General features: G+C 56.4%; 21 protein-coding genes. 12 read left to right on the top strand and 9 right to left on the bottom strand.

Going from position 1 to position 19,734, the window contains the following annotated elements:
* Positions 1-544: 544 nt before the first annotated feature.
* On the bottom strand, positions 545-697 hold the full coding sequence (locus tag FTO74_RS19350) for a hypothetical protein (RefSeq protein ID WP_174242198.1): 153 nt from the start codon (positions 695-697) through the stop codon (positions 545-547).
* Here FTO74_RS19350 and FTO74_RS04200 point away from each other — a divergent pair.
* The gene (locus FTO74_RS04200) at positions 672-1,556 is read left to right on the top strand and encodes a TraM recognition domain-containing protein (protein ID WP_162537015.1); all 885 of its coding nucleotides are present in this window, start codon (positions 672-674) and stop codon (positions 1,554-1,556) included. The genes FTO74_RS19350 and FTO74_RS04200 overlap by 26 nt on opposite strands.
* An 82-nt stretch (positions 1,557-1,638) precedes the next feature.
* On the top strand, positions 1,639-2,541 hold the full coding sequence (locus FTO74_RS04195; protein WP_162537014.1) for an ATPase, T2SS/T4P/T4SS family: 903 nt from the start codon (positions 1,639-1,641) through the stop codon (positions 2,539-2,541).
* A gap of 278 nt (positions 2,542-2,819) precedes the next feature.
* Here the strand turns inward: FTO74_RS04195 and FTO74_RS04190 are convergent, their stop codons facing one another.
* Together FTO74_RS04190 and FTO74_RS04185 are read right to left on the bottom strand one after the other, a co-directional pair.
* Positions 2,820-3,440, bottom strand: a complete 621-nt coding sequence (locus FTO74_RS04190; protein WP_162537013.1) for a hypothetical protein — start codon at positions 3,438-3,440, stop codon at positions 2,820-2,822.
* Positions 3,441-3,480: 40 nt separating this feature from the next.
* On the bottom strand, positions 3,481-4,404 hold the full coding sequence (locus tag FTO74_RS04185) for a LysR family transcriptional regulator (RefSeq protein WP_162537012.1): 924 nt from the start codon (positions 4,402-4,404) through the stop codon (positions 3,481-3,483).
* A 529-nt stretch (positions 4,405-4,933) separates the two neighbouring features.
* Here FTO74_RS04185 and FTO74_RS04180 point away from each other — a divergent pair.
* Positions 4,934-5,869, top strand: coding sequence for a LysR family transcriptional regulator (locus FTO74_RS04180; RefSeq protein WP_162537011.1), 936 nt, complete (start codon positions 4,934-4,936; stop codon positions 5,867-5,869).
* A 161-nt stretch (positions 5,870-6,030) separates the two neighbouring features.
* On the opposite strand, the gene FTO74_RS04175 is transcribed toward FTO74_RS04180, so the two are convergent.
* On the bottom strand, positions 6,031-6,243 hold the full coding sequence (locus tag FTO74_RS04175; RefSeq protein WP_162537010.1) for a hypothetical protein: 213 nt from the start codon (positions 6,241-6,243) through the stop codon (positions 6,031-6,033).
* Between the two features lie 235 nt (positions 6,244-6,478).
* On the opposite strand from FTO74_RS04175, the gene FTO74_RS04170 reads away from it, so the two are divergent.
* The gene (locus FTO74_RS04170) at positions 6,479-6,703 is read left to right on the top strand and encodes a helix-turn-helix transcriptional regulator (protein ID WP_162537009.1); all 225 of its coding nucleotides are present in this window, start codon (positions 6,479-6,481) and stop codon (positions 6,701-6,703) included.
* A gap of 710 nt (positions 6,704-7,413) precedes the next feature.
* On the opposite strand, the gene FTO74_RS04165 is transcribed toward FTO74_RS04170, so the two are convergent.
* From FTO74_RS04165 to FTO74_RS04155, 3 genes are all read right to left on the bottom strand, one after another.
* The gene (locus tag FTO74_RS04165) at positions 7,414-8,160 is read right to left on the bottom strand and encodes an SDR family oxidoreductase (RefSeq protein ID WP_162537008.1); all 747 of its coding nucleotides are present in this window, start codon (positions 8,158-8,160) and stop codon (positions 7,414-7,416) included.
* Between the two features lie 48 nt (positions 8,161-8,208).
* Positions 8,209-8,784 (bottom strand): TetR/AcrR family transcriptional regulator, encoded by a 576-nt coding sequence (locus tag FTO74_RS19475; protein ID WP_220399073.1) that lies wholly within the window; start codon positions 8,782-8,784, stop codon positions 8,209-8,211.
* Positions 8,785-8,897: 113 nt separating this feature from the next.
* The gene (locus tag FTO74_RS04155) at positions 8,898-9,266 is read right to left on the bottom strand and encodes a hypothetical protein (protein WP_162537007.1); all 369 of its coding nucleotides are present in this window, start codon (positions 9,264-9,266) and stop codon (positions 8,898-8,900) included.
* A gap of 101 nt (positions 9,267-9,367) precedes the next feature.
* On the opposite strand from FTO74_RS04155, the gene FTO74_RS04150 reads away from it, so the two are divergent.
* Positions 9,368-9,997: a TetR/AcrR family transcriptional regulator gene (locus tag FTO74_RS04150; protein ID WP_162539690.1), complete on the top strand. Its 630-nt coding sequence runs from the start codon at positions 9,368-9,370 to the stop codon at positions 9,995-9,997.
* 292 nt (positions 9,998-10,289) lie between these two features.
* Here FTO74_RS04150 and FTO74_RS04145 read toward each other — a convergent pair whose 3' ends face one another.
* Positions 10,290-10,979, bottom strand: a complete 690-nt coding sequence (locus FTO74_RS04145) for a peroxiredoxin-like family protein (RefSeq protein WP_162537006.1) — start codon at positions 10,977-10,979, stop codon at positions 10,290-10,292.
* 433 nt (positions 10,980-11,412) lie between these two features.
* Here FTO74_RS04145 and FTO74_RS04140 point away from each other — a divergent pair, with 433 nt between their 5' ends.
* From FTO74_RS04140 to FTO74_RS04105, 7 genes are all read left to right on the top strand, one after another.
* Positions 11,413-11,991, top strand: a complete 579-nt coding sequence (locus FTO74_RS04140; RefSeq protein ID WP_162537005.1) for a TetR/AcrR family transcriptional regulator — start codon at positions 11,413-11,415, stop codon at positions 11,989-11,991.
* Between the two features lie 47 nt (positions 11,992-12,038).
* Positions 12,039-12,785: an SDR family oxidoreductase gene (locus FTO74_RS04135; RefSeq protein WP_162537004.1), complete on the top strand. Its 747-nt coding sequence runs from the start codon at positions 12,039-12,041 to the stop codon at positions 12,783-12,785.
* Between the two features lie 388 nt (positions 12,786-13,173).
* A complete protein-coding gene (locus tag FTO74_RS04125) occupies positions 13,174-14,376 on the top strand; it encodes a hypothetical protein (protein ID WP_162537002.1) in 1,203 nt (400 codons plus the stop codon).
* A gap of 74 nt (positions 14,377-14,450) precedes the next feature.
* The gene (locus tag FTO74_RS04120; protein WP_162537001.1) at positions 14,451-15,722 is read left to right on the top strand and encodes a hypothetical protein; all 1,272 of its coding nucleotides are present in this window, start codon (positions 14,451-14,453) and stop codon (positions 15,720-15,722) included.
* On the top strand, positions 15,719-16,468 hold the full coding sequence (locus tag FTO74_RS04115; protein ID WP_162537000.1) for a hypothetical protein: 750 nt from the start codon (positions 15,719-15,721) through the stop codon (positions 16,466-16,468). The genes FTO74_RS04120 and FTO74_RS04115 overlap by 4 nt, the downstream gene beginning before the upstream one ends.
* Before the next feature lie 4 nt (positions 16,469-16,472).
* Positions 16,473-17,243, top strand: a complete 771-nt coding sequence (locus tag FTO74_RS04110) for an Ig-like domain-containing protein (protein WP_162536999.1) — start codon at positions 16,473-16,475, stop codon at positions 17,241-17,243.
* Positions 17,244-17,254: 11 nt separating this feature from the next.
* The gene (locus tag FTO74_RS04105; RefSeq protein WP_162536998.1) at positions 17,255-18,487 is read left to right on the top strand and encodes an MFS transporter; all 1,233 of its coding nucleotides are present in this window, start codon (positions 17,255-17,257) and stop codon (positions 18,485-18,487) included.
* A 532-nt stretch (positions 18,488-19,019) separates the two neighbouring features.
* On the opposite strand, the gene FTO74_RS04100 is transcribed toward FTO74_RS04105, so the two are convergent.
* Positions 19,020-19,733, bottom strand: a complete 714-nt coding sequence (locus FTO74_RS04100) for a hypothetical protein (protein ID WP_162536997.1) — start codon at positions 19,731-19,733, stop codon at positions 19,020-19,022.
* Position 19,734: the final 1 nt, after the last annotated feature.

Below are 19,734 nucleotides of genomic sequence, written 5' to 3'. Positions count from 1 at the left end.
GGCATTCCCACTCTCGTGGGATGTTGCCCGCGTACGCGCCACGCCTCAAGGCGAGCTATCGCTCTGAGTTGCGATGACCGCGGCCTTGACTCGCGTCACGTACGCGGATTGTTTGCCTGTCATGGTGGGAATGCCAATGTCTGCGCCTGCGCGGCGCGTATCGTGCAACTCTTCCGTGCCGTCCTCCATTGTGCGTCTCGCAGCCCTCAGCCTGTGCCTCTGGATTATTGACGCAGATGGAATGACCGGGACGAAAAGGTAATAATCGACCCCCCATTTCTCGCCTACCTTCGCTCCATGACATTGCAACGGGGAGTGCCACTCACCGACACGCAAATGAAAGGAGCACATGCAAACACTCATTCACATCAAACGCTCGCGCCTTCCGGCGCTGCGCTCGCACTGGCGGAGGGTCCTCATGCCTTCGCTGCTCTTCCTTACGGCACTGCCCGTGTACGCGCAATCGACAGGCAGTGATCCGTGGGACAACGCAGTCAACGTCCTCAAAACCTCTTTCACCGGCTCGATTGCCCAAGGTCTCAGCCTAGTCGCCATCGTGGTCGGAGGACTGATGTTCGCCTACGGCGAAGGCCAGTCCAAGAAGACCCTCGCTGGCATCGTCTTCGGCGTGGGAATGGCTATCGGCGCGGTCAAAGTTCTTTCGCTCCGAAGTGAAGACGTCCATCGTCCAGGGCATCGCCGTTTTCCTCTCGCTCTTCGAGACCGACCCGGATGTGCGCCGTGTCTTCTGCCCACCCAAAGAGCTCTACCAAGGAGAAGGCTGCGGCTCTGATCCTGACGGCATCGTCATGCCACCGTTCGACGAGCTGATCGAATCCGGCAAGGTCGTGGGTCTGAACTTTCCTGTTGCTTTGAACCCGGCGCTCGCCAAGACAATCGGCACCATGATGAAGATCGACTATCAGCGGGCGATGCTTCTGCGTATCCCCCGGATGGATGCCGAACCCAAAAAACACTATCGCCCATCGGTCTTCATCTGCGATGAGTACCAGAACTTCGCTACGGTAGGTGGCGACAACCCAACGGGCGATGATAGATTTTTGTCTCTGTCGCGGCAGCCCCGTTGCATTCCCATCGTCGCAACTCAGTCCGTCGCCAGCCTCAAAGATGCTCTGCCGAACGAAGGCGTGAAGACTCTCCTGCAGGCATTTCGCTCGAAGATTTTTTTCACCACTTCTGATCCTGAGACTGCCCGCTACGCGTCGGAGCTATGCGGCAAGGAAGACCGCACCCGGATCGGCTACACACTCTCCGAGACTTCGACCAATGCCAATGTCGGATGGCTCTCGGGCCGTACCTCCGCCAGCAAAGGCTCGGTCGCCGCCGTCAAGCAGTATCAAAAACAGAAAGAACCAGTCTTCGAGGAGAAGGTCTTCTTCGACCTCAAGAATGCGCAGTCCATCGTCGTCGCTTTCGATGGAATCAGCCCACAGCCAGCGACCTACTGTTATCTCAAACCGGACTTTCTGCCTATCACCATGAACTGGTTCGAGCAGGAAAGGATCGACTTCGATCCACAAAGGTTACAGCAATGAACCTTCGTGTCATCCCCGCATAGGCGATCGCAGCTAACAGGTTTTCAAACCACCCAACCTGCACAAACAAGAGGTATCAAGCATGAGCTTTGAAATCATTATTCCGTTCCTCAAACCCATCGCGCATCTACTCGCCAGCCGCACCATCTCTGAGATCATGGTGAACCCGGACAACTCCGTCTGGATCGAAGAGAAAGGGCAAATTCAGCGGCTCCCCGATATTCAATTCGACGATGGAGCATTACAAACCGGCCTCGAAGTCATCGCCAACCGCTTCGGTAAAAAGCTGGACGCTGACTCGCCCATCCTCAACCTGCGCCTGCCGGACGGCAGCCGACTGGCGGCGATGATTCCGCCTGTGGTCAATCCCCGGCCTTTGGTCACGATACGACGGTTCACGGCCAAGGACTTCAAGTTGGATGACTTGATACGAGTCGAGATGCTGACCGAAGAACAGGCGGAGATATTGACGGACGCAGTGCGCGCAGGTCAGAACATCCTCATTGCCGGTGGGACCGCCAGTGGCAAATCGACGCTCCTGGGTACGCTGGCCGATGCCATTCCTGACCATGAGCGTATCCTGCTCATTGAGGACACCGCGGAGCTGCACATCCGCAAACCGCACGTCGTCTCCGCCGAGTCCCAGACCGACACGCATCACAGTAGGATCACTTTCGACGATGTACTCAGAGCTATCCTCCGGCATCACCCGGACCGCATCATCGTGGGTGAAGTTCGTGGCGCGGAAGCCCTAACGCTGTTGGACGCCACAAATACCGGCCACCGTGGGACGCTGGCCACCATTCATGCCAGCAGCGCCGAAGAAGCTATCCGCCGACTCGCAAGCCTTGCGATCCGCAGTGCAGCCAATCTGCAACTGAACGTAGCCGAAGAGGACGTTCGGCGCGGCATTGATCTGATTGTCTATATCAGCCGACATCAGGGAAGGCGACACGTACAGCAGGTACTGAGCATCCGCAATTAGAATCCCGCACGGATCGACCGCGCATCGAAATCTTCGGAAAGTTCGCGTGGCATCCCCATTGAGGATTACAGAGAGCGCGCTTTCACGACACAACTGCGTAGGTTGCGGCGGAAGTTCGACGATGGATTGGCGCTTCGAATCTCAGGAGAACATGAAGTGCGCTGCCCATCTAATAAAGGTGTAACGCAGACCAGAACAGCCTGTGAAAGCAGTGTCGATTGTTCTGGCTGAGCCATCTGACATCCACTGCGAAGAAAGTTGCCAGTTCGAGGTCGAATTCACTGATTCAGAACCTCCCATCCCCGGTTGGTCAACTGGAGTCGCGCGATTTCGTTCGCTTTTGACGCGCCGTTTACTATCGCGAGCACGTCGCCGAATTCGTGCTGGATGTCGGGTCGCTGCGCCCAGGGCGCGAGGTTCGCAATCTTATAGGTGTAGGTGACCTCGGTCTGAGAAGATGCTCCCATCGTCACCGGCTCCATCCATTTCACAATCGAATAGACCGTCTTATCCCCGTAGCAGAACCCCGCGCGTTGACCGAGAGCGCCGGGAACCTGCTGCAGATATTTCTTGCCCTCCTCGGTCGGTTCATATCGCTTCACGCGTCGGGGCGCGCTCGGACCCAAGATGCCCGGAACAGCAGCTACGGTGTCTGAAGAACGGAGCAACCCGGCTACTTCAAGAACTGCCATCTGTGGGGCTGCTCCTGACTGGAGCTTCTGTTCGGATTCCGAAACATCCACGGGAAATGAGGTGACGACCCACGTACAGGTTTTTCCCTGTTTCGCCAGATACTGGTCTATGGCTTTTCTGAAATTGCCGGCGCTGGGTTTCCTTGCGCTGTCGCATGCGGTGAGAGCTACGACGCCTGCAAGTAAGAAAATTGAGAAGTTACGCATCCTATCCTCCGTATTGAGTTGTTCGATTCAAGCTTGGAATTCAATTGATTTCAAGTTTGCGCGCCAATAGTTGAGCGAAGAGACTGTCGACGATCTCCTTGAGCTTTCCGTACCTCTGATCGCGCCGCATAAAGAGCATCGTCTCAACGCCCAGATAGCGATCAGTCAGTGACTTGAATACTGTTCCCGAAAAGGAGATACGGGCGCTAGAACGGGGGAGCAGAGCGAGGCCCGCGCCATGAGAGGCGAACTCCAAGGCGTGCGCTACACTCCTTACTTCTCTGAAGACTGGTTGCACTCCTAGACTGCTGACGTATCTCATCACTCCCGCATAAAAGCGCGGCTGCGAAGATCGCGGCATCCAGAAGACCGTTTGGCGATCAAGATCATGTACAGTCAAAGCGGTTTTCTGAGTCAGCCGGTGGCTCCTCGGTAAGCAGACCGAGAATCCCTCCTGTCCGACACGCTGCACCCATAGATCCCGATCCACGATGGGGCCAACACCCAGGGCGGCATGCAGCTTCCCTCGAAGAACGCGCTCCACCAACTTCAGGGTGTTCGCCGTCTCCAGCACAATGCCGGAAGGTTCATCGCCGGGAGGATGAGGCGCTGGACTCAGCGCATTAAGAAGCGGCAGAAACGCGCTATGGGTGTACGGCGAGTAGCCGACGCGGTAGGGTCCACTATCGATCTGTGCCTGAAACCGGGCGAGATCCCAAGCCCGTTCGGCATGGCTCAGGGAGAGAGACGACTCCTGAACAAAGAGCCGACCGGCTGCGGTCAACTCCACGTTGCGCGTCGATCGATCAAACAGCTTGACGCCAATGCTTCTTTCCAGCCACGCAACCCTTCTGGTGAGGGACGGTGGCGCAATGCCCAGCTTCTTAGAGGCCCTGATAAAACTGCCCTCCTGAGCGATGATCACGATCAGGATGTTGACTTCCAGTGGGTTCCTGCTCTGCATGGAGACCTGCCTATAGGGTTACGCCGCATTTGCCCGAAGGCACTTTTGAGCGTCCCGCCATTTCAGGGATGTCCTTCGGCTTCCGCGCTTCAATCTCGGGAGAGGTTCGGCAGCCGCGGGAAAGCTGCCATGCACGCCTCAAGAGCGGATCATCTGACAAGCCAGGGAAGTTGATCTCGTAACGGTGAAGTCACCCTCGAAATCCTTGAGAATACGATTCGCCCCTTGCTTGCAGGAAGTCCAATGCTTTTTTGTGAGTCGGTTATTACTGCCAGTAATAAGAAGCGGCTACGCAAGTTTGGAACCAGAGATCACTCTGATGCGTCTAACGGAAATGGCATGTTGCGAGGGGATGGCCTTCGTCTCCAACTGAACGACAGGAACCTGAACTAATTGTTTGCCACTTGTCCCAGGAAGTATCGCTCGCAAGGGTAGTCTTCAGAACTACCCGAAATCAACGAAGGCATAGACACTGACCATCTCGTCCCTCCCATCCATACACCGTCGAGCAGGACAGGGGAGCAGGACTATGGCACGCAACGATACAAAGCACATGGAGTCGGTGATTGCCGTCTTTGAGGAATTGAGCTTCACCCTCGCGGCGCAGAAGACTCGCATCAGTCAACCAATGCTCACAAGAAACGTAGCCGAGGTAGAGGTCAACCTTGGTGTTCGGCTCTTTGAGAGAGATCGTAAAACCGTGAAGGTGACGCCCGCAGGTCGAGCCTACGTGGAGAAAGCTCGACTGTCGCTCCTCTATGGCGAACGGGCGTGCCGGGCGGCGCGCGCAGTCGGTCAGAATGCAGATGCGATATTGAATGTCGGCAGATCGCCCTACACCGATCCCTTCCTGATCTCGACGCTCCGTTCGCTCCAATTGCCGTCCTTCCCGCGCCTGAAGATTGAGCTATCCAGCCAATACTCGTGCGATCTCGTCCATGAGCTGCTCGCGGGAGGACTGGATCTGGCGCTTCCAACGAAGCCTCCCAAATCGCCGCTGCTGACAACGATCAAGGTGGCCGAATCGCCCTTTTACATTGCGATGTCAGAGCAGGACGAACTAGCGACGAATTCGTCCGTCACGCTCGATGCGATGGCTGGTCGAACATGGATCATCTTCGAGCGTCGGCTGCACCCGCCTCTTTATGACTCCGTCATGCTGGCCGCCGAAAAGCGAAAGGTCGTCCCGGCCAGGATTCAGCACATCACTGCGCCGGAAGAAGCTTTTCCGTTCGTACTCAGAGAATCCTGCGTGGCATTTCTAGTCAAAGCGGGTGCGCTGCTACTTGCGCGGAATGGTGTCACCGTCCGTCCTCTTCTAGAGGACGGACTTTCAGTGAAGACCTATCTTGCGTCCCGCGCGGATAACCGATCTAAGGCCATTAGTGAGCTGGTAAGAACCTTCATGCGAAGAATCTCCACCCCGAGTAAGTCCATGCCAATCCCAGCCTCTATCTCTGGATGAGTGATCAGGACAATGTTGTGACCTTGAAAGCATCGGCGGTGCATGTACTGAATCTCAGTGAGGCGGAGACGCGGTCGCATGACTTCCACTAAGAGATCAGCCGAAGTTGCACAGGGGAGCCATACCACCGCATGTTCCCAGCCGTTAAACAAGGAAGATCGTTATCTTGGGATATCCAGAGAACTGTAATCCTTCAGTACCTGAGGTTGCCCGCCTTCATCCAGCGTCAACTTCGCTTCGATCGCGCTCTTCAGGCAGACATTGAAGTTACTGCCATCCCCGAATTCGAAGTTGACCTCGGGTCCGCAATCACCATCCTCGAAGATCGTCACTTGACGAACCACTTTACCGGCAAGTTCTTTGCATTCAATCATGCTTTTCCCCCGATGTTTAAGCAAAACATAGCCAAGCTACGGCGTGCTTTACAAGTAAACGGATTCGTCAGATTTTAATTGCCTCGACAAACTACCCTGCTCGCTTCCGCGATTACCCATCCAGCGATGTATTGCTTCGGTCCAGCCCAGCCTGTTCGCTCAACCCGAAAGCGCATAAACGGTGAAAGAGTGCATGCACTAAATATAGTGCTTGCACTAAGTCAATGCTAGGGGAATGTCCTCTGATGTCTGCGTCCAGGTCGGCGAGAGAATCCGGAAGCTCCGTAAGAAAAACGGCTGGCGACAGATCGACTTGGCAGAACACTCCGGAATCCATGAGGTCCACATCTCCGACCTGGAGCGGGGGGTGCGCGAGGTAGGACTTCATCATCTGGCAGCTCTTGCCGGTGCCTTCGGATTGTCCCTGAGCGAGTTTCTCAAAGGGATCAACGGCGAGTAACCTCCGCTATTGGTAGGCTCCGATCCACGGCGCTCTGAATGGTGACGATGGTGACTCGGACGAGCCTTACAAGCGGATTGTCGGATCTCGCAAGTTGGCGATTTAGTTCCCATAAGCGACTTGCTTTTGCAACGAAGACCGGCGCTTTGCTTATGGCGCGCAATGGGGTCACCGCGCCCCCCCTCAACGATTCGAGCCTAAGGCTGAAACCTGTCTGGTCTGCCGTGCAGATGATGATTCAAAGATCGCTAGCGAATTCGTCCGCGCATACATGCGCAAATTGCGGGACAATAAGAGGCACCGACAACTGTCGCTCCCGATTTCGGCATGACGCAGTCACTCGGCCGAAGACGGCTTTCTCCGAGGCACATCAGCGATGACTTGTATTTCTATCTGCCCCGGCCATTCACAGTTCGGACAGTTCGCGATTCCGGTGGTGATTGCTCTTAGGTCCAATTCCGCAAGATTGATGACGTGTCCGCATTTTGGACAGACGTGAACACTCTCCCAGGATTGTCCATCTCCTTTGTGTGCGGAATCTACGCTCATAGTGCTCCCAAAGCTGCGCGGTAACTCAGGACAGGTCGACTTCTGAGAGCTTTCAGTGCTGCCCGCATGGACGGGACGGAGATCGCCACTAAGCGATGAGGGACACTTTGTCCTGCCATTCGGCAGCAAAGTGTCCCCCCCCACAAACGGGTGAACGAGACTCAGAGGCTGGCCATACCGCCGTCTACGAACAACTCGATTCCTGTTACGTAGGAAGACTCGTTCGAAAGAAGGAACAGCGCAGCCTTCGCGATGTCGTCTACGTGTCCGATACGCTTCAAGGGGTTTCTCTGCATCATGTCAGCGGCAAAAGCCTGAATCACATCGGAAGGCAAACCGAGCTTTCCGAAGATCGGGGTTTCAATCGGTCCAGGGCTAATCGTGTTGACGCGGATCTTCGGAGCCAACTCTGACGCGAGACTACGTCCGAAAGACCGGAGCGCGGCTTTGGTCGCGGAGTAAACGCTTGCCATGGGTTCCGCGATGCTCGTCACCATCGACGCCGTGAAAAGAATGGCGCCCCCGTCGGCAATGAGCGGAGCTGCGTGCTTGGCTGTGAAGTAAGCGCCGCGCACGTTGACGTTGAACTGCTCATCGAACATTTCGGGGGATGATTGGTCAAGAGGAGCAAACTTCGCTACACCGGCGTTCACAAAGAGCGCATCGATTTTCGTATACCGTTCCGCAATGGTCTTGAAGAGTTGCTCGACCGCCTTGAGATCACTGGTATCTGCCGCGATCACATCTGCCCCAGCCCCTAATGTCGTCTTGGCTTGGCCGAGTGTTTCCGGGTTACGGCCAGTGACGATAACCTTCGCGCCCTCTTTGATGAAGAGCTGCGCTGTGGCAAGACCGATGCCGGTGGTTCCACCGGTAATAAGTGCGATTTTGTTATCTAGTTTTCCCATTGTTTTCGTCCTTTCTGGAACGATTGGTCAAATTTAGCAAATGAAAGATCATAGAGTGGCCAGAGTGACTGCCACCACATTGTCGATCATTGCTTTGGTGGGTCGAGTCTTCGCCATAAGGTTAAGACCGAAAAAAGCATTGACCAGGAACTGCGCCAACGCAGAGACAGATGATGAATTCTTGAGTTCGTGAGCGTCACTCGCCTGGACCAGACAGCGCGTGAACAGTTCCTCCAGGCCGTCGCGGCCAATGCGAATTCTCTCTGCGACAGCCTGGTCGGAGGTGCCCAACTCCACAGAACAATTGGAGCCAAAACATCCGCGAGGGTCGCAGACTGTATGGGAAGCACGACTTTCAAAGATCGCCCGTATGAGCGGCAAGCCGCCTTTGGGATGCATCTTCATGATGTCGCTTAGCTGGTGCCCCTCCAACTCCTGATACCGCATCAAGGTTTGCAGAAACATCTCATGCTTCGATCCAAAGGTGTCATAGAGGCTTTGACGTTGGACGCCCGTAGCCTCCACTAGTTCTTGAATCGAGGTCGCTTCGTACCCCCGCTCCCAGAACAGGTGCATGGCGGCATCAAGAGCCTGTTCCTGATCGAACTCCTTTGTACGCGCCATTGCTCGGTTATACCTTTTCTGGAACGATTGGTCAAGTATTGAGCAAATGATCCAGATCCACTATCAAATGGCCCATATGCTCGCGCAACGCCAGACGGATCGATACGGACTCTTCATATGGTTGGGGACGTAACCGTCGTCGAATGGTAGTTGGTCAACATGAATAAAACAAAAAGCACCGCAGCGAACGCCCAGGTGAACACCTTCGCGGGAGCTTCAGTGGCGTAGTGCAACAAGAATGGCGCAGGAATGAGCCCGATTGAAACTGCAAGCTCGACGTACCCGTGAATCTGCAGTGGAACCAACTTCACCAGTCCCACAGAGAAGTTGGTGCAGGCGGTAAGCAGCAGATGGATTACAGCCAAAGCAATCAACAGGTGTGAGAAGTAAGGCGAGAAGAAGCCGAAGAGACCGGTGCCGATCAGAAAAACTACCGTCAAGTAGTCGAGGGTGCCGTGGATTCGTTCATTCAGTTTGAACATAGTTCTCCTTCAAAAAAGTGGGGTGACGCAGGTGATTATTGCCGTGCGTTGTTTTTATACATTACAGTATAAAAAGCGATCCTGGAGGATATTTGTTCAATATGGTACAAAAAACTGCAACGAAGCTCCGCGGCCGACCGCGTAAGTACGAAACGGAGACGGCGCTCAATCAAGCTATGGATGCCTTCTGGCGCGCTGGCTTCGCTGGCACCTCCATGGACGACCTGAGCGAGGCAACCCAGATGAATCGCCCGAGCCTCTACCATGCCTTCGGAGACAAGCGACAGCTCTATCTCTCACTTCTCGATCTCTACATTGCCAACACTGGGAGTGCCGTAGCAGAAGCCCTCGGTCCAGGTCGATCGCTTCGCGAGGCCCTAAAGGACTTCTACGCTACAGTCCTTAAGGTCTACTTCAGCCCCACCGGCGTTGCCCGCGGATGCTTTCTGATTGGTACGGCAGTGACTGAAGCGGGTGATGATGACGAGGTTCGCACGAAGTTAGCCGAAGCCCTGAACGGTTTTCGTACAGCGCTATCTACACGCCTGCGACAAGCCCGCAAGCAGGGCGAACTCGCGCCTGGAACGAACGTTAGCGCGCTCGCGGACCTCGCTTCCGCAGTGCTGCATTCTTTGGCGATCCGCTCCCGAGCTGGAGAATCTCTAGAGTCCTTGCTGAAGACCTCCAGTGCAGCCGTCGACCTTATCTGTACAAACTCGCTCAGCATCTGACTGAGCAGCTTCGGTCATAATTTCTGAAAGCAGGACGCCACTGTCACGTTGTGTGACATCCCGGCAGCATGTCTCGCTTTCGAGCGGTGCTGAGATCGAGTTCGTGGGTTACACAAAGTCTTCGAAAAAACGATGCACGAAGAGGACGAAATCAAGCCTGTGGGCTCGCCCGGAGCTTTCGCTGCTCCTGCACCATTACGCCGGTGCAAGTCTAATGTCGATATGCTTGATGTGAAGCATCCATACCCGATTGATCGAGCGTCCGTGAAGATGGATTTTCTCGCGACACCGCTTATACCTCTGCCACCGAGACACTGCCGAGTTTGCGCAGCGTTGCGAGAATAACTTCCGGATCGAGCCGCTTGGTGTAGTCCTCGTCGACGAACGACAAGATTGTGGTGCCACCCTTGTCCAACACGAAGGTGGCTGGCATAGGCAGTTCCAGGGCACCTTCCTTCCCGTTCTTTTTTTCGAGTCCGTGATTGAAATCTTCGTACGTCTTCAACAATTCGTCGGGCAGTCGGAATGCAATACCAAATCGTCGCGCGATGACGTTTCCGACATCACTGAGCACAGGAAAGGTAAGCGAATTTTTCTCTTCAGTCGAAAGCGAGTTGTCCGGTAACTGTGGCGAGATTGCGATCAACGACGCCCCGAGTTCCTTGATCTCAGGCAGGGCACGCTGCAGGCCGCGCAGCTCGATGTTGCAGTAGGGACACCACCCGCCACGGTAGAAAGTGACCACAACTGGACCTGTTTCAAGCAACTGCTGCAACTGCACCGGTCTTCCATGAGCGTCCATCAGAATGAAGTCGTCTACGCGGTCCCCCTCTTTGACTGCGGTTGATCGCAGGCCGCTGCGGACTAATGCGCTTGTGGCTTCGTCCATGATCTTCAATCGTTCGGGCGGAATCACGCGAGAGCGATAACGATCGCGCGCCTGATCGAGTTCAACCGTGGTTTGCAGGGCCTGCGTGGGCATCGTGCATCTCCTCGACGAAGTGAGAACCTTAGCTACTTTAGTGGTGACGCTCCAATGACATCGGCGTTAGCCTGGAGAATGAAATTACTTTGCTTGATCCGGCTTGCACCTTCGCCTCTGGAACACTCGGTCTCCAGTCCTCGCAGGGGCCTGCAAAGTGGAGGTACGTCAGCGTCTTCGGATACTAGCGCTCTATTCCAAACCGCATTCCTTCGAGTCTGCGGAAAGAAGAGAGAGGAGCTCCCGCGAGGGATGCTCCTCTCTTTGCTTGAGTTCACGATAGTGTCCTTGAGTTGCTTGAGTTCACGATAGCGTCCTTGAGGTCGCGTCGGCTCCTTGGAGTTTAGCCCACTAAGAGAGTTGTGCCGGAACAGTGTTTCTCGTTCCTTTCTTCATACTTGACCAACCGTTCTAGAAACAGTATAACGGTGCCATGGCTCGTACAAAGGAGTTCGATCAGGAACAGGCTCTGGATGCTGCCATGCACCTGTTCTGGGAGCGAGGCTACGAAGCGACATCGATTCAAGAACTGGTCGATTCTACGGGCGTCCAGCGCCAGAGCCTCTACGACACCTTTGGATCGAAACATGAGATATTTCTGCAGAGCCTGATGCGGTACCAGGCGTTGGAACACCACCATGCGAGCGACCTCATACAGAGTCATCCCAAGGGCGGCCTGCCGCTCATCCGGGCGATCTTTGAAAGCTGTGCCTCCCAGGCGGTCTGCGATGCTCGCGGATGCTTTGTTGTGAACTGCGCTGCAGAGCTGGGCACCTCGGACGCGGCCGTCGCAGAGAGGGTGCGGATCGGGCGCGACGGCATAGAAGGCCTCTTCACGCGCTGCCTGGTGCAGGCGAGGGAGGCTCGCCAGATCAAGAGTTCCTCTTCTGTTTCTGCGTTGGCTCAGTTCCTGGTCAATGCGATTTTCGGTCTTCGCCTGATGGCGAAGACGCGACCCACCAAAACAATGATCGATAACGTGGTGTCAGTCACTCTGGCCGCCCTCCGTTGATTCATTTGCCCCGAACTTGAACGCTCGTTCCAGAAAGGACGAACACAATGGGAAAGCTAGATAACAAGATTGCACTCATTACCGGTGGTACCACCGGCATCGGTCTCGCAGCAGCACAGCTCTTCATCAAAGAGGGCGCGAAGGTCATCGTCACGGGTCGTAACCCGGAGACACTTGAGCAGGCTAAAAAGGCACTAGGGTCTGGCGCAGATGTGATCGCGGCAGATACCAGTGACCTCAAGGCAGTTGAGCAACTCTTTAAGACCGTCGCAGAGCGGTACAACAAAATCGATGCTCTCTTCGTCAACGCCGGTATTGCGAAGTTTGCTCCTCTTGACCAGTCATCCCCCGAGATGTTCGATGAGCTGTTCAACGTGAATGTGCGTGGAGCGTACTTCACCGCCAAGCACGCAGCTCCGCTCATCGCTGACGGGGGCGCCATTCTGTTCACGGCGTCAATGGTGACGAGCATCGCGGAACCCATGGTAAGCGTCTACTCCGCCACCAAAGCCGCGCTCCGGTCCTTCGGGCGCAGCCTTGCGTCAGAGTTGGCTCCCAAGATCCGCGTCAACACAATCAGCCCCGGGCCCATCGAGACCCCGATCATCGGGAAGCTCGGTTTGCCGGCAGAAGTGATCCAGGGTGTTGCCGCTGACATGGCACAGCGCAATCCGCTGAAGCGGATGGGACACGTAGACGAAATTGCGAAGGCTGCACTGTTCCTTCTTTCGAACGAGTCTTCCTACGTAACGGGAATCGAGTTGTTCGTAGACGGCGGTATGGCCAGCCTCTAAGTCTCGTTCGTAAGGGACACTTTGCTGCAAAACCGTAGACCAAGGAGATTTAAATGTCAGTACCAACAATCGCGCAAAAGGGTCCATATCCGGTTCCAGTTGAAGCCGGCAAGAGCTACTACTGGTGTTCCTGTGGACTGAGCAAGTGTCAGCCCTTCTGTGATGGCAGCCACGCCGGCACAGGTCTTTCTCCGATCAAGTTTGAGGCCGCAGAAACAAAGACTGTTTACCTTTGCGGCTGCAAGAGCAGCAAGAGTGGCGTCTTCTGCGATGGTAGCCACGCTGCCCTCTAAAAAAGCGCTATCGTTCGCGGCCTGCCCCGTCAGTCGTGATCGCTTTTATTTCAATCTCACAGCCGCCGAGAGCGGACGAATCGAAGGAGAATATCATGAACACAATTAACCAAGTTACCCTGCAATCGGCCGGCCCTCTGGCCTTCAGTCCGGACGGGGTTCTCTTCGTAGGCGACAACAAACTCGGAGCAGTGTTTGCCTTCGAGACGGAACGCGGCCAGGCTCCTGCCTCGCTCGATCCCTTCCTCTTCGAGTCGATCGACGAGAAGATCGCCAAAGCGCTGGGCGTAACGGCGAAAAGCCTCGTCATAAACGGGATGGCCGTCCACCCTGTGACGCGCGAACCTTACCTGTCAGTCGGCGTTCGCAATGGCGATCGCCTGGAGCCCGCAGTCGTGAGCGTCTCGCTTGCCGGCGAGGTCCACCCATTTGACCTCTCATCGTCGAAGGTGACAGTTCACCAACTGTCCGACGTTCCCGACGAAGGTAAGACCTTTCAGTCGCGGGCCGGTTTTTTCCCATACCCGCCTGCGGAGGTCTTCAACGAGAAGGCGCGTACGCCGCTCCGTTCCATGACGATCGTGGACCTGAAGTTTCATGACGGTGAGGTCTTCGTCGCTGGTGTCTCGAACCAGGAATTCTCCTCCACGCTGCGGCGTATCTCGTATCCATTCACGGGAGCCGCCAGCGAAACCCAAGTGGAGATCTACCACCTCGCACACGGCAAATACGAAACGCGTGCGCCGATCCGGACGATGCAGTTCGGCACGGTCGATGGCGAAGACACGATCATCGCAGCCTACGCCTGCAGCCCGCTCGTTACCATTCCAGTCTCAGAGCTGAAGCACGGCGCGAAGGTGAGGGGCAAGACGATCGGAGACATGGGCAACGGTCAGCCCATCAGCATGGTCGCCTTCCGTGATGGAGACGAGGACAAGTTATTCATCACCAATCTCGCTCGCGGTCCCGTGATCGTTCCGCTCTCCGGAATCCGCTCCGCCGAAGGCTACACGCCTGCGAACCGGCCGACCCAGGACAAGATGCTGGACCAACACCCCACCATGCCTGCCGGGCCGGTCGGCAAACAGGTGCTGTTCGTCGGATCGTCATTGCGGGCAGACCTGTTCAGCGACCGCTTCTTCGTCTCGCTGACCCGCTACGCGGATACCGGCGATCTGACGCTTGAGACCCTGATGTCCAGCCCTCTGCCCGCGCGGCTGGACAAGATCTGGGTGGAGGCCGATTTCCCAGGCGTCCAGCAAAACCGCCTAAGCCAGCTACCTCAGCAGCAGGCTTGACCTCTGAGGGTGTCAGAGATGTACCTCTCTGACACCCCCCAACCCAGAACCGAAACAGCAAGAAAAGGAAAAATATGAAGAAACTCAATCTCCTCGCCACAGCAAGCGGCCTCATGATCGCCACGTTGGCTTTTGCGCCCGTGGCGGCTCAGGCAGCCCCCGTATCTGCTCCCGTCGAGTCCTCACGAGCCGCAGCGAAGCTACAGTACGCTGGGGCGCTTACGTTCAGTCCAGATGGTGTCCTGTTTGTTGGCGATAACATCAGCGGTGCGGTCTTTGCCTATCAGATGAGTGAAGGGGCGGCTTCCACGAAGGCAGCGGCTTTGGACATCGAAGGTGTCGATGACCGGATCGCTACGCTGCTCAAGACGCCCAAGTCCAGCGTCCACATCAATGGTATGGCGGTCCATCCCACCAGCCACGACGTGTATCTGTCGGTTTCATTCGGCGCTGGAAGCCCAGCCTTGGTGAAGGTCTCGCCATCCGGCGTTCTGACCCAAGTGAATCTGGCGCACGCCAAGCCCACCAGTTGGGTTATCTCCGACGCCCCAACGTCGGACGAACACTTCCGCGACCGGGCCGGCGATTTGCCCTTGCCGACGGCCGCCCGAGATCACCTTAAGGCGATGACGCCGATGCGTTCCATGACCATTGTTGACATGAAGTTTCACAATGGAGAGTTGTTCGTCGCGGGCATCTCTAACGAGGAATTCTCATCGACGCTTCGGCGGGTGTCCTATCCCTTTGACGGTCATTCTTCATCGACCGCCGTTCGTATCTACCATGTCGCCCATGAGCGCTATGAGACACGAGCGCCCATCCGCGCCATGGCGTTCGCCACCATCGATGGCCAGGACACGCTCATCGCCGCCTACACCTGCAGCCCTCTCGTCCTGATTCCGACCGCGGACTTGAAGGATGGCGCCAAAGTGACTGGAAGGACCGTCGGCGACATGGGCAATGGACAGCCACTCAGCCTTGTTTCGGTATCGTTCCACGGAGAGCCGAGCCTGTTCGTGACGAATGTGGGTCACGGCCCACGCATGATCCCGATTTCCGGCTTGCAGAAGGCGCTCGCCTACCTGCCTGAAAATTCGCCTCATGGCGGCGTTGGAGATTGGCGTCCCGAATACCCGCTGGGCCCGGTAGGCAAGTCGCTGATGTTTATCGGTTCCTCCCTGTTTGCGGACAAACTTGACGACAATTACCTGGTGTCCGTGACGCGGGACGCTCCTACGGGCTCTCTCAATCTTCAGGCAGTGCTGACGTTTCCGTTGCCGATTAACAATCTGGGCGAGGTCTGGGCGGAGCAAGATTTCAAGGGCGGCGGGCCCGCCGGAAAATGATCGCGGCCCTCATAGCCGGGATGGCGCTGGCCTTCACCAGCGCCGTTCCGCAAGTGGTGTCGATCTCGCCAGCGGCGAGATCGATCCCGGCCAACACCCTCCGTCTGTATGTCACCTTCGACCATCCGGCGCGGGGCGTTGTCTCGACGCGCGATCTACGACTGCTCGACGACGCTGGTCGAACAATCGACGGGGCGTTCATGGATTTCGGTCAGGATCTCTGGAGCCCCGATGGTCGGCGGCTCACAGTTTTATTTGATCCAGGCCGCGTCAAGCGGGGCGTCGAAGGGGACGGCGAAAGCGCCGCCCCACTGCAAGTCGGCCACAGTTTTACAGTCGAGGTATCCGGCAAGCGCTTTCACTATCAAGTCACACCTGCGGTTCGCACAGCGATCAACCCGCAAACCTGGCGCCTTGCCTTACCCAAGGCTGAGTCGCGTGACGCCCTTACGGTTACCTTCGACCGCGAGATGGACGACGCTCTCCTGCGCGATCAACTGGAAGTTGAAGACGCTCGGGGACGGCTCCAAGCAGGGCAAACGACAACATCCTCCAGCGGACGTGTCTGGTCTTGGCGACCGAAGCACGGCTGGCGCACCGGCGACTATCGACTCATTGTAGGAAACAGCCTGGAAGACGTTAGTGGGAACAGAGTCGGTGAAGCGCTCGACCACGAGGTTGGTTCACCGGACGCGGCCCGCGAGAGTGTGACCGTCCCTTTCACGGTCAAGCGTCATCGGGAGTGAATTTATGACTGAGATACCGATCCGCATCTCTCCTGAAGCCAAGGTGCTCCCGGCCAACACCCTGCGGTTCTACATCCATTTCCCAAGGCCAGGAGAGGCGCACTTCGATCGTGACCAGCTCTGCTTGCTGGACGACAAGGAACAGGTAGTCCATGACCCTTTTCTCGTCCTGTCGCAGGAACTCTGGTCACCTGACGGGCGTCGCCTGACGGTGTTGATGGAGCCAGGAAGAATCAAACGCGGTCTCGGAGCAGACCCGACCCACGAACCGGCGCTTGTTGTCGGGCGGACATACAGCCTTGTCATAACGGCGCTCGGACAGACAGCGCGCCATACCTTCCGCGTAAGCGCTCCAGTTCTGGACGCGGTCGACGAGACCGACTGGCGACTCATCTCTCCAACAGTGGGGAGCCTCGATCCCTTAGTCGTGCACTTCGACAGGGTGATGGATGCCGCCCTTTGCGAGGACGAGATCGGAGTCCTGACCCCTTCCGGAGAGGTCGTTCAGACGAGTGTGTCACTCGCATCGAGCGGAACCACAGCGCAGATTATCCCGAGCCGCCCTTGGAACGCCGGGGAACACCGCCTCGTTGTCTCTGAACGTCTCGAAGACGTTTGCGGCAACAGGTTGGGCGAGGCTCTGGATCATGACCTGAATACGGACGGACGACCGCGGGCTGGGACGATCAGCTTCACTTGCCATGACAAACAGGGCAAACAAGCTCCGCGGAACAGTTCCACTACCCCGGCACACCCGGACGCAACATCTGCTTAGGAAGGGGAACTATGACAAGCGAGATCCAAAATCCAAACACCCAATCCACCACTCCCATCGGCAAAGTTCTTGTGCCGGTTTTTCTCATCGTCTTCACAGACATCATGGGCTTTGGCCTGATGATCCCTCTGTTGCCTTTTTACGCAGAGCATTTTGGGGCTTCTGCCTTCACCGTTGGTCTGCTACTGTCGGTTTTCGCTCTCTGTCAGTTGCTCGCTGGACCGCCGCTGGGTCAGCTCTCGGATCGAATTGGCAGGAAACCTGTGTTGGTGCTTAGCCAGATCGGCACACTTGCGGGATACATACTGCTCGCGCTATCGAACACCCTATGGCTGATCTTCTTGGCAAGGATCATCGACGGCTTGACTGCGGGGAACATTTCGGTCGCGCACGCATACGTCTCGGACAATACGCCGCCCGAACAGAGAACAAAGGCATTCGGTATCGTTGGAGCTGCTTTTGGTCTAGGCATGCTTGTGGGGCCAAGCCTCGGCGGGCTCCTGGTCAGGCACAGCCTGACGACGCCGATTTGGGGGGCCTGCGTTCTTTCGGCTCTCAGCATCGTGGCGACGACCGTGCTGTTGCCTAAGGGAATAAGGGCTGAGCACAAAGGACCATCCAAGACTTTGCTTCCCGTCAAACCGATCCTGGCATGTTTTCGCGATCCAGCGACAAGCGGGCTCTTTTTACTCTTGTCTCTTTTCTATTTTGCCTTCAACACATTCATATCCGGGTTCGCTTTGTTTTTGGCCGGGCGCGTCACCTGGGGGGGAGAGCCGATCGGACCGCAGACCGCTGGCTTTATGTTCGCTTACGTCGGTCTCCTGGGTTTTTTCTTTCAGGCGATCGCTCTGGGACACCTTTTACGGTGGTTCCGGGAGCGCACCTTGATCTTCGCTGGTTTCCTGCTGATGACAATCGGATTTGGCGCGCTCTCGCTGAGCCACACGGTCCTCGTAACGCTGGTATTCCTTACCCTGAGCCAAAGTGGTGCGGCGGTACTCAGGCCGACGATCATGGCGCGGATTTCTAAACGTGTTTCACCACAGCGTCAGGGTCTGGTGATGGGCGTCAATCAATCGGTGATGTCGATGGCTGCAATCCTCGCACCTCTGGTGGTAGGCATTTTGATCAATCATGGTTTGTACGTTGGCTGGGCGCTCTGGATGTCCGCAATCGCCGTTGCGGGAGCTTTTGGCGTATCGCATATTTCTTCCATGAGCGATGAACCAGTGGTGAGTTAGCTACAGAAGGTTGAACGGAGGTCGATGCTACCTGACCCACGGTGTCCCACACTCGCTAAGAGATTCTGGATTCAACTGCATGAAAGGGTCTATGGACACCTCGCTGAGGGCATCTAAATACATCAGTGGCTATCAAGAAAAAACCGCCGGTGATGACGGAGTGCGAGGTAAAGGTGCGTGGGCGTTGGCTCCCATGCACGATCTACGAAGCCCTTACGGAACGCGATCAAGTCATGCGGTGCAAATATTGTCATGGCCCGGTACAAGCGCTCAAAGAATCCAGTAATGGAGCCCGAGCCCACATTGAACACCTGCAACGTCACCCCGGCTGCCGGTTCCCAGTTGGCACGTTCAGCGGGGTCGAATCGGAACATCCCCTCGCGCTGGAATAACGCGAAACCCAGAGTTGAAATTGCTGACGACATGCCGACTTTTCGTTCCTAATCCAGATCAGTCGGCATGTAAGAAGACAGACCCCTTGGCTAAATTCCGGCAGCTCGGAGTGACACGGGCGCCGCCTTTTCTCCCGCCATTAATTTAGCCCAGACCTCACGCAATAATTCCTAGGGACACTCTTGAACTGCGCAGCAAGTTTTTTCATTGCTGTATTTTCACGGATAACTTCACCAGCCTCTTTGCTGTGCAGAGTTATCTCTGCAGCGATTGAGCGACCGAGAATTCGCTGATCAATATTGCCATACGACCCAGGAACGAGGCTTCCCAACCAACCGACCCAGGCCGGAGTATGAGCGTTGCCGACAATGATGCCGGGGCGAAATACGGCGAGGCGGGCAAAGCCGACATGACGCACGGTGTCTTCCTTCATGCCCATTACTCGCGCATAGCGGAACCGGCTGCGAGCTGAGCTTCCTGCCGCAGAAAGCAGGCAAAACTGGGCGATTCCGGCGTCATGGCAGCCACGCGCAAAGGCACCCACGACGCCGAGCTCAAGTCGTCGCAATTCTTCTTCGCTCCAGCGCATCGATCCGGAACCGACACCCACACAGCTCACGGCGCTGGCGGGACCTTCGCTTAATACTCTGCGTGCAAGGGCGGCAGTGTGCTCGGCAAAGTCCGCAGCGCCCGTATCAAGAACGACGTTGCTCACCCGCGATCGCGGCGCAATGGGCTTTCTGGTGACCATCACCACTTCCCGGCATTCCGAAGTTGCCAGCAGCTCCGCGACGGCTGCACCGCCGACTTGTCCGGTGCCACCAAGGATAATTGCTGCGAAACTCTGCTTCACA

This window comes from Granulicella sp. WH15 (genome assembly GCF_009914315.1).
Classification (GTDB): domain Bacteria; phylum Acidobacteriota; class Terriglobia; order Terriglobales; family Acidobacteriaceae; genus Edaphobacter.
The sequence above is the reverse complement of the archived record's forward strand: the minus strand, read 5'-3'. Positions and strand labels throughout refer to the sequence as shown.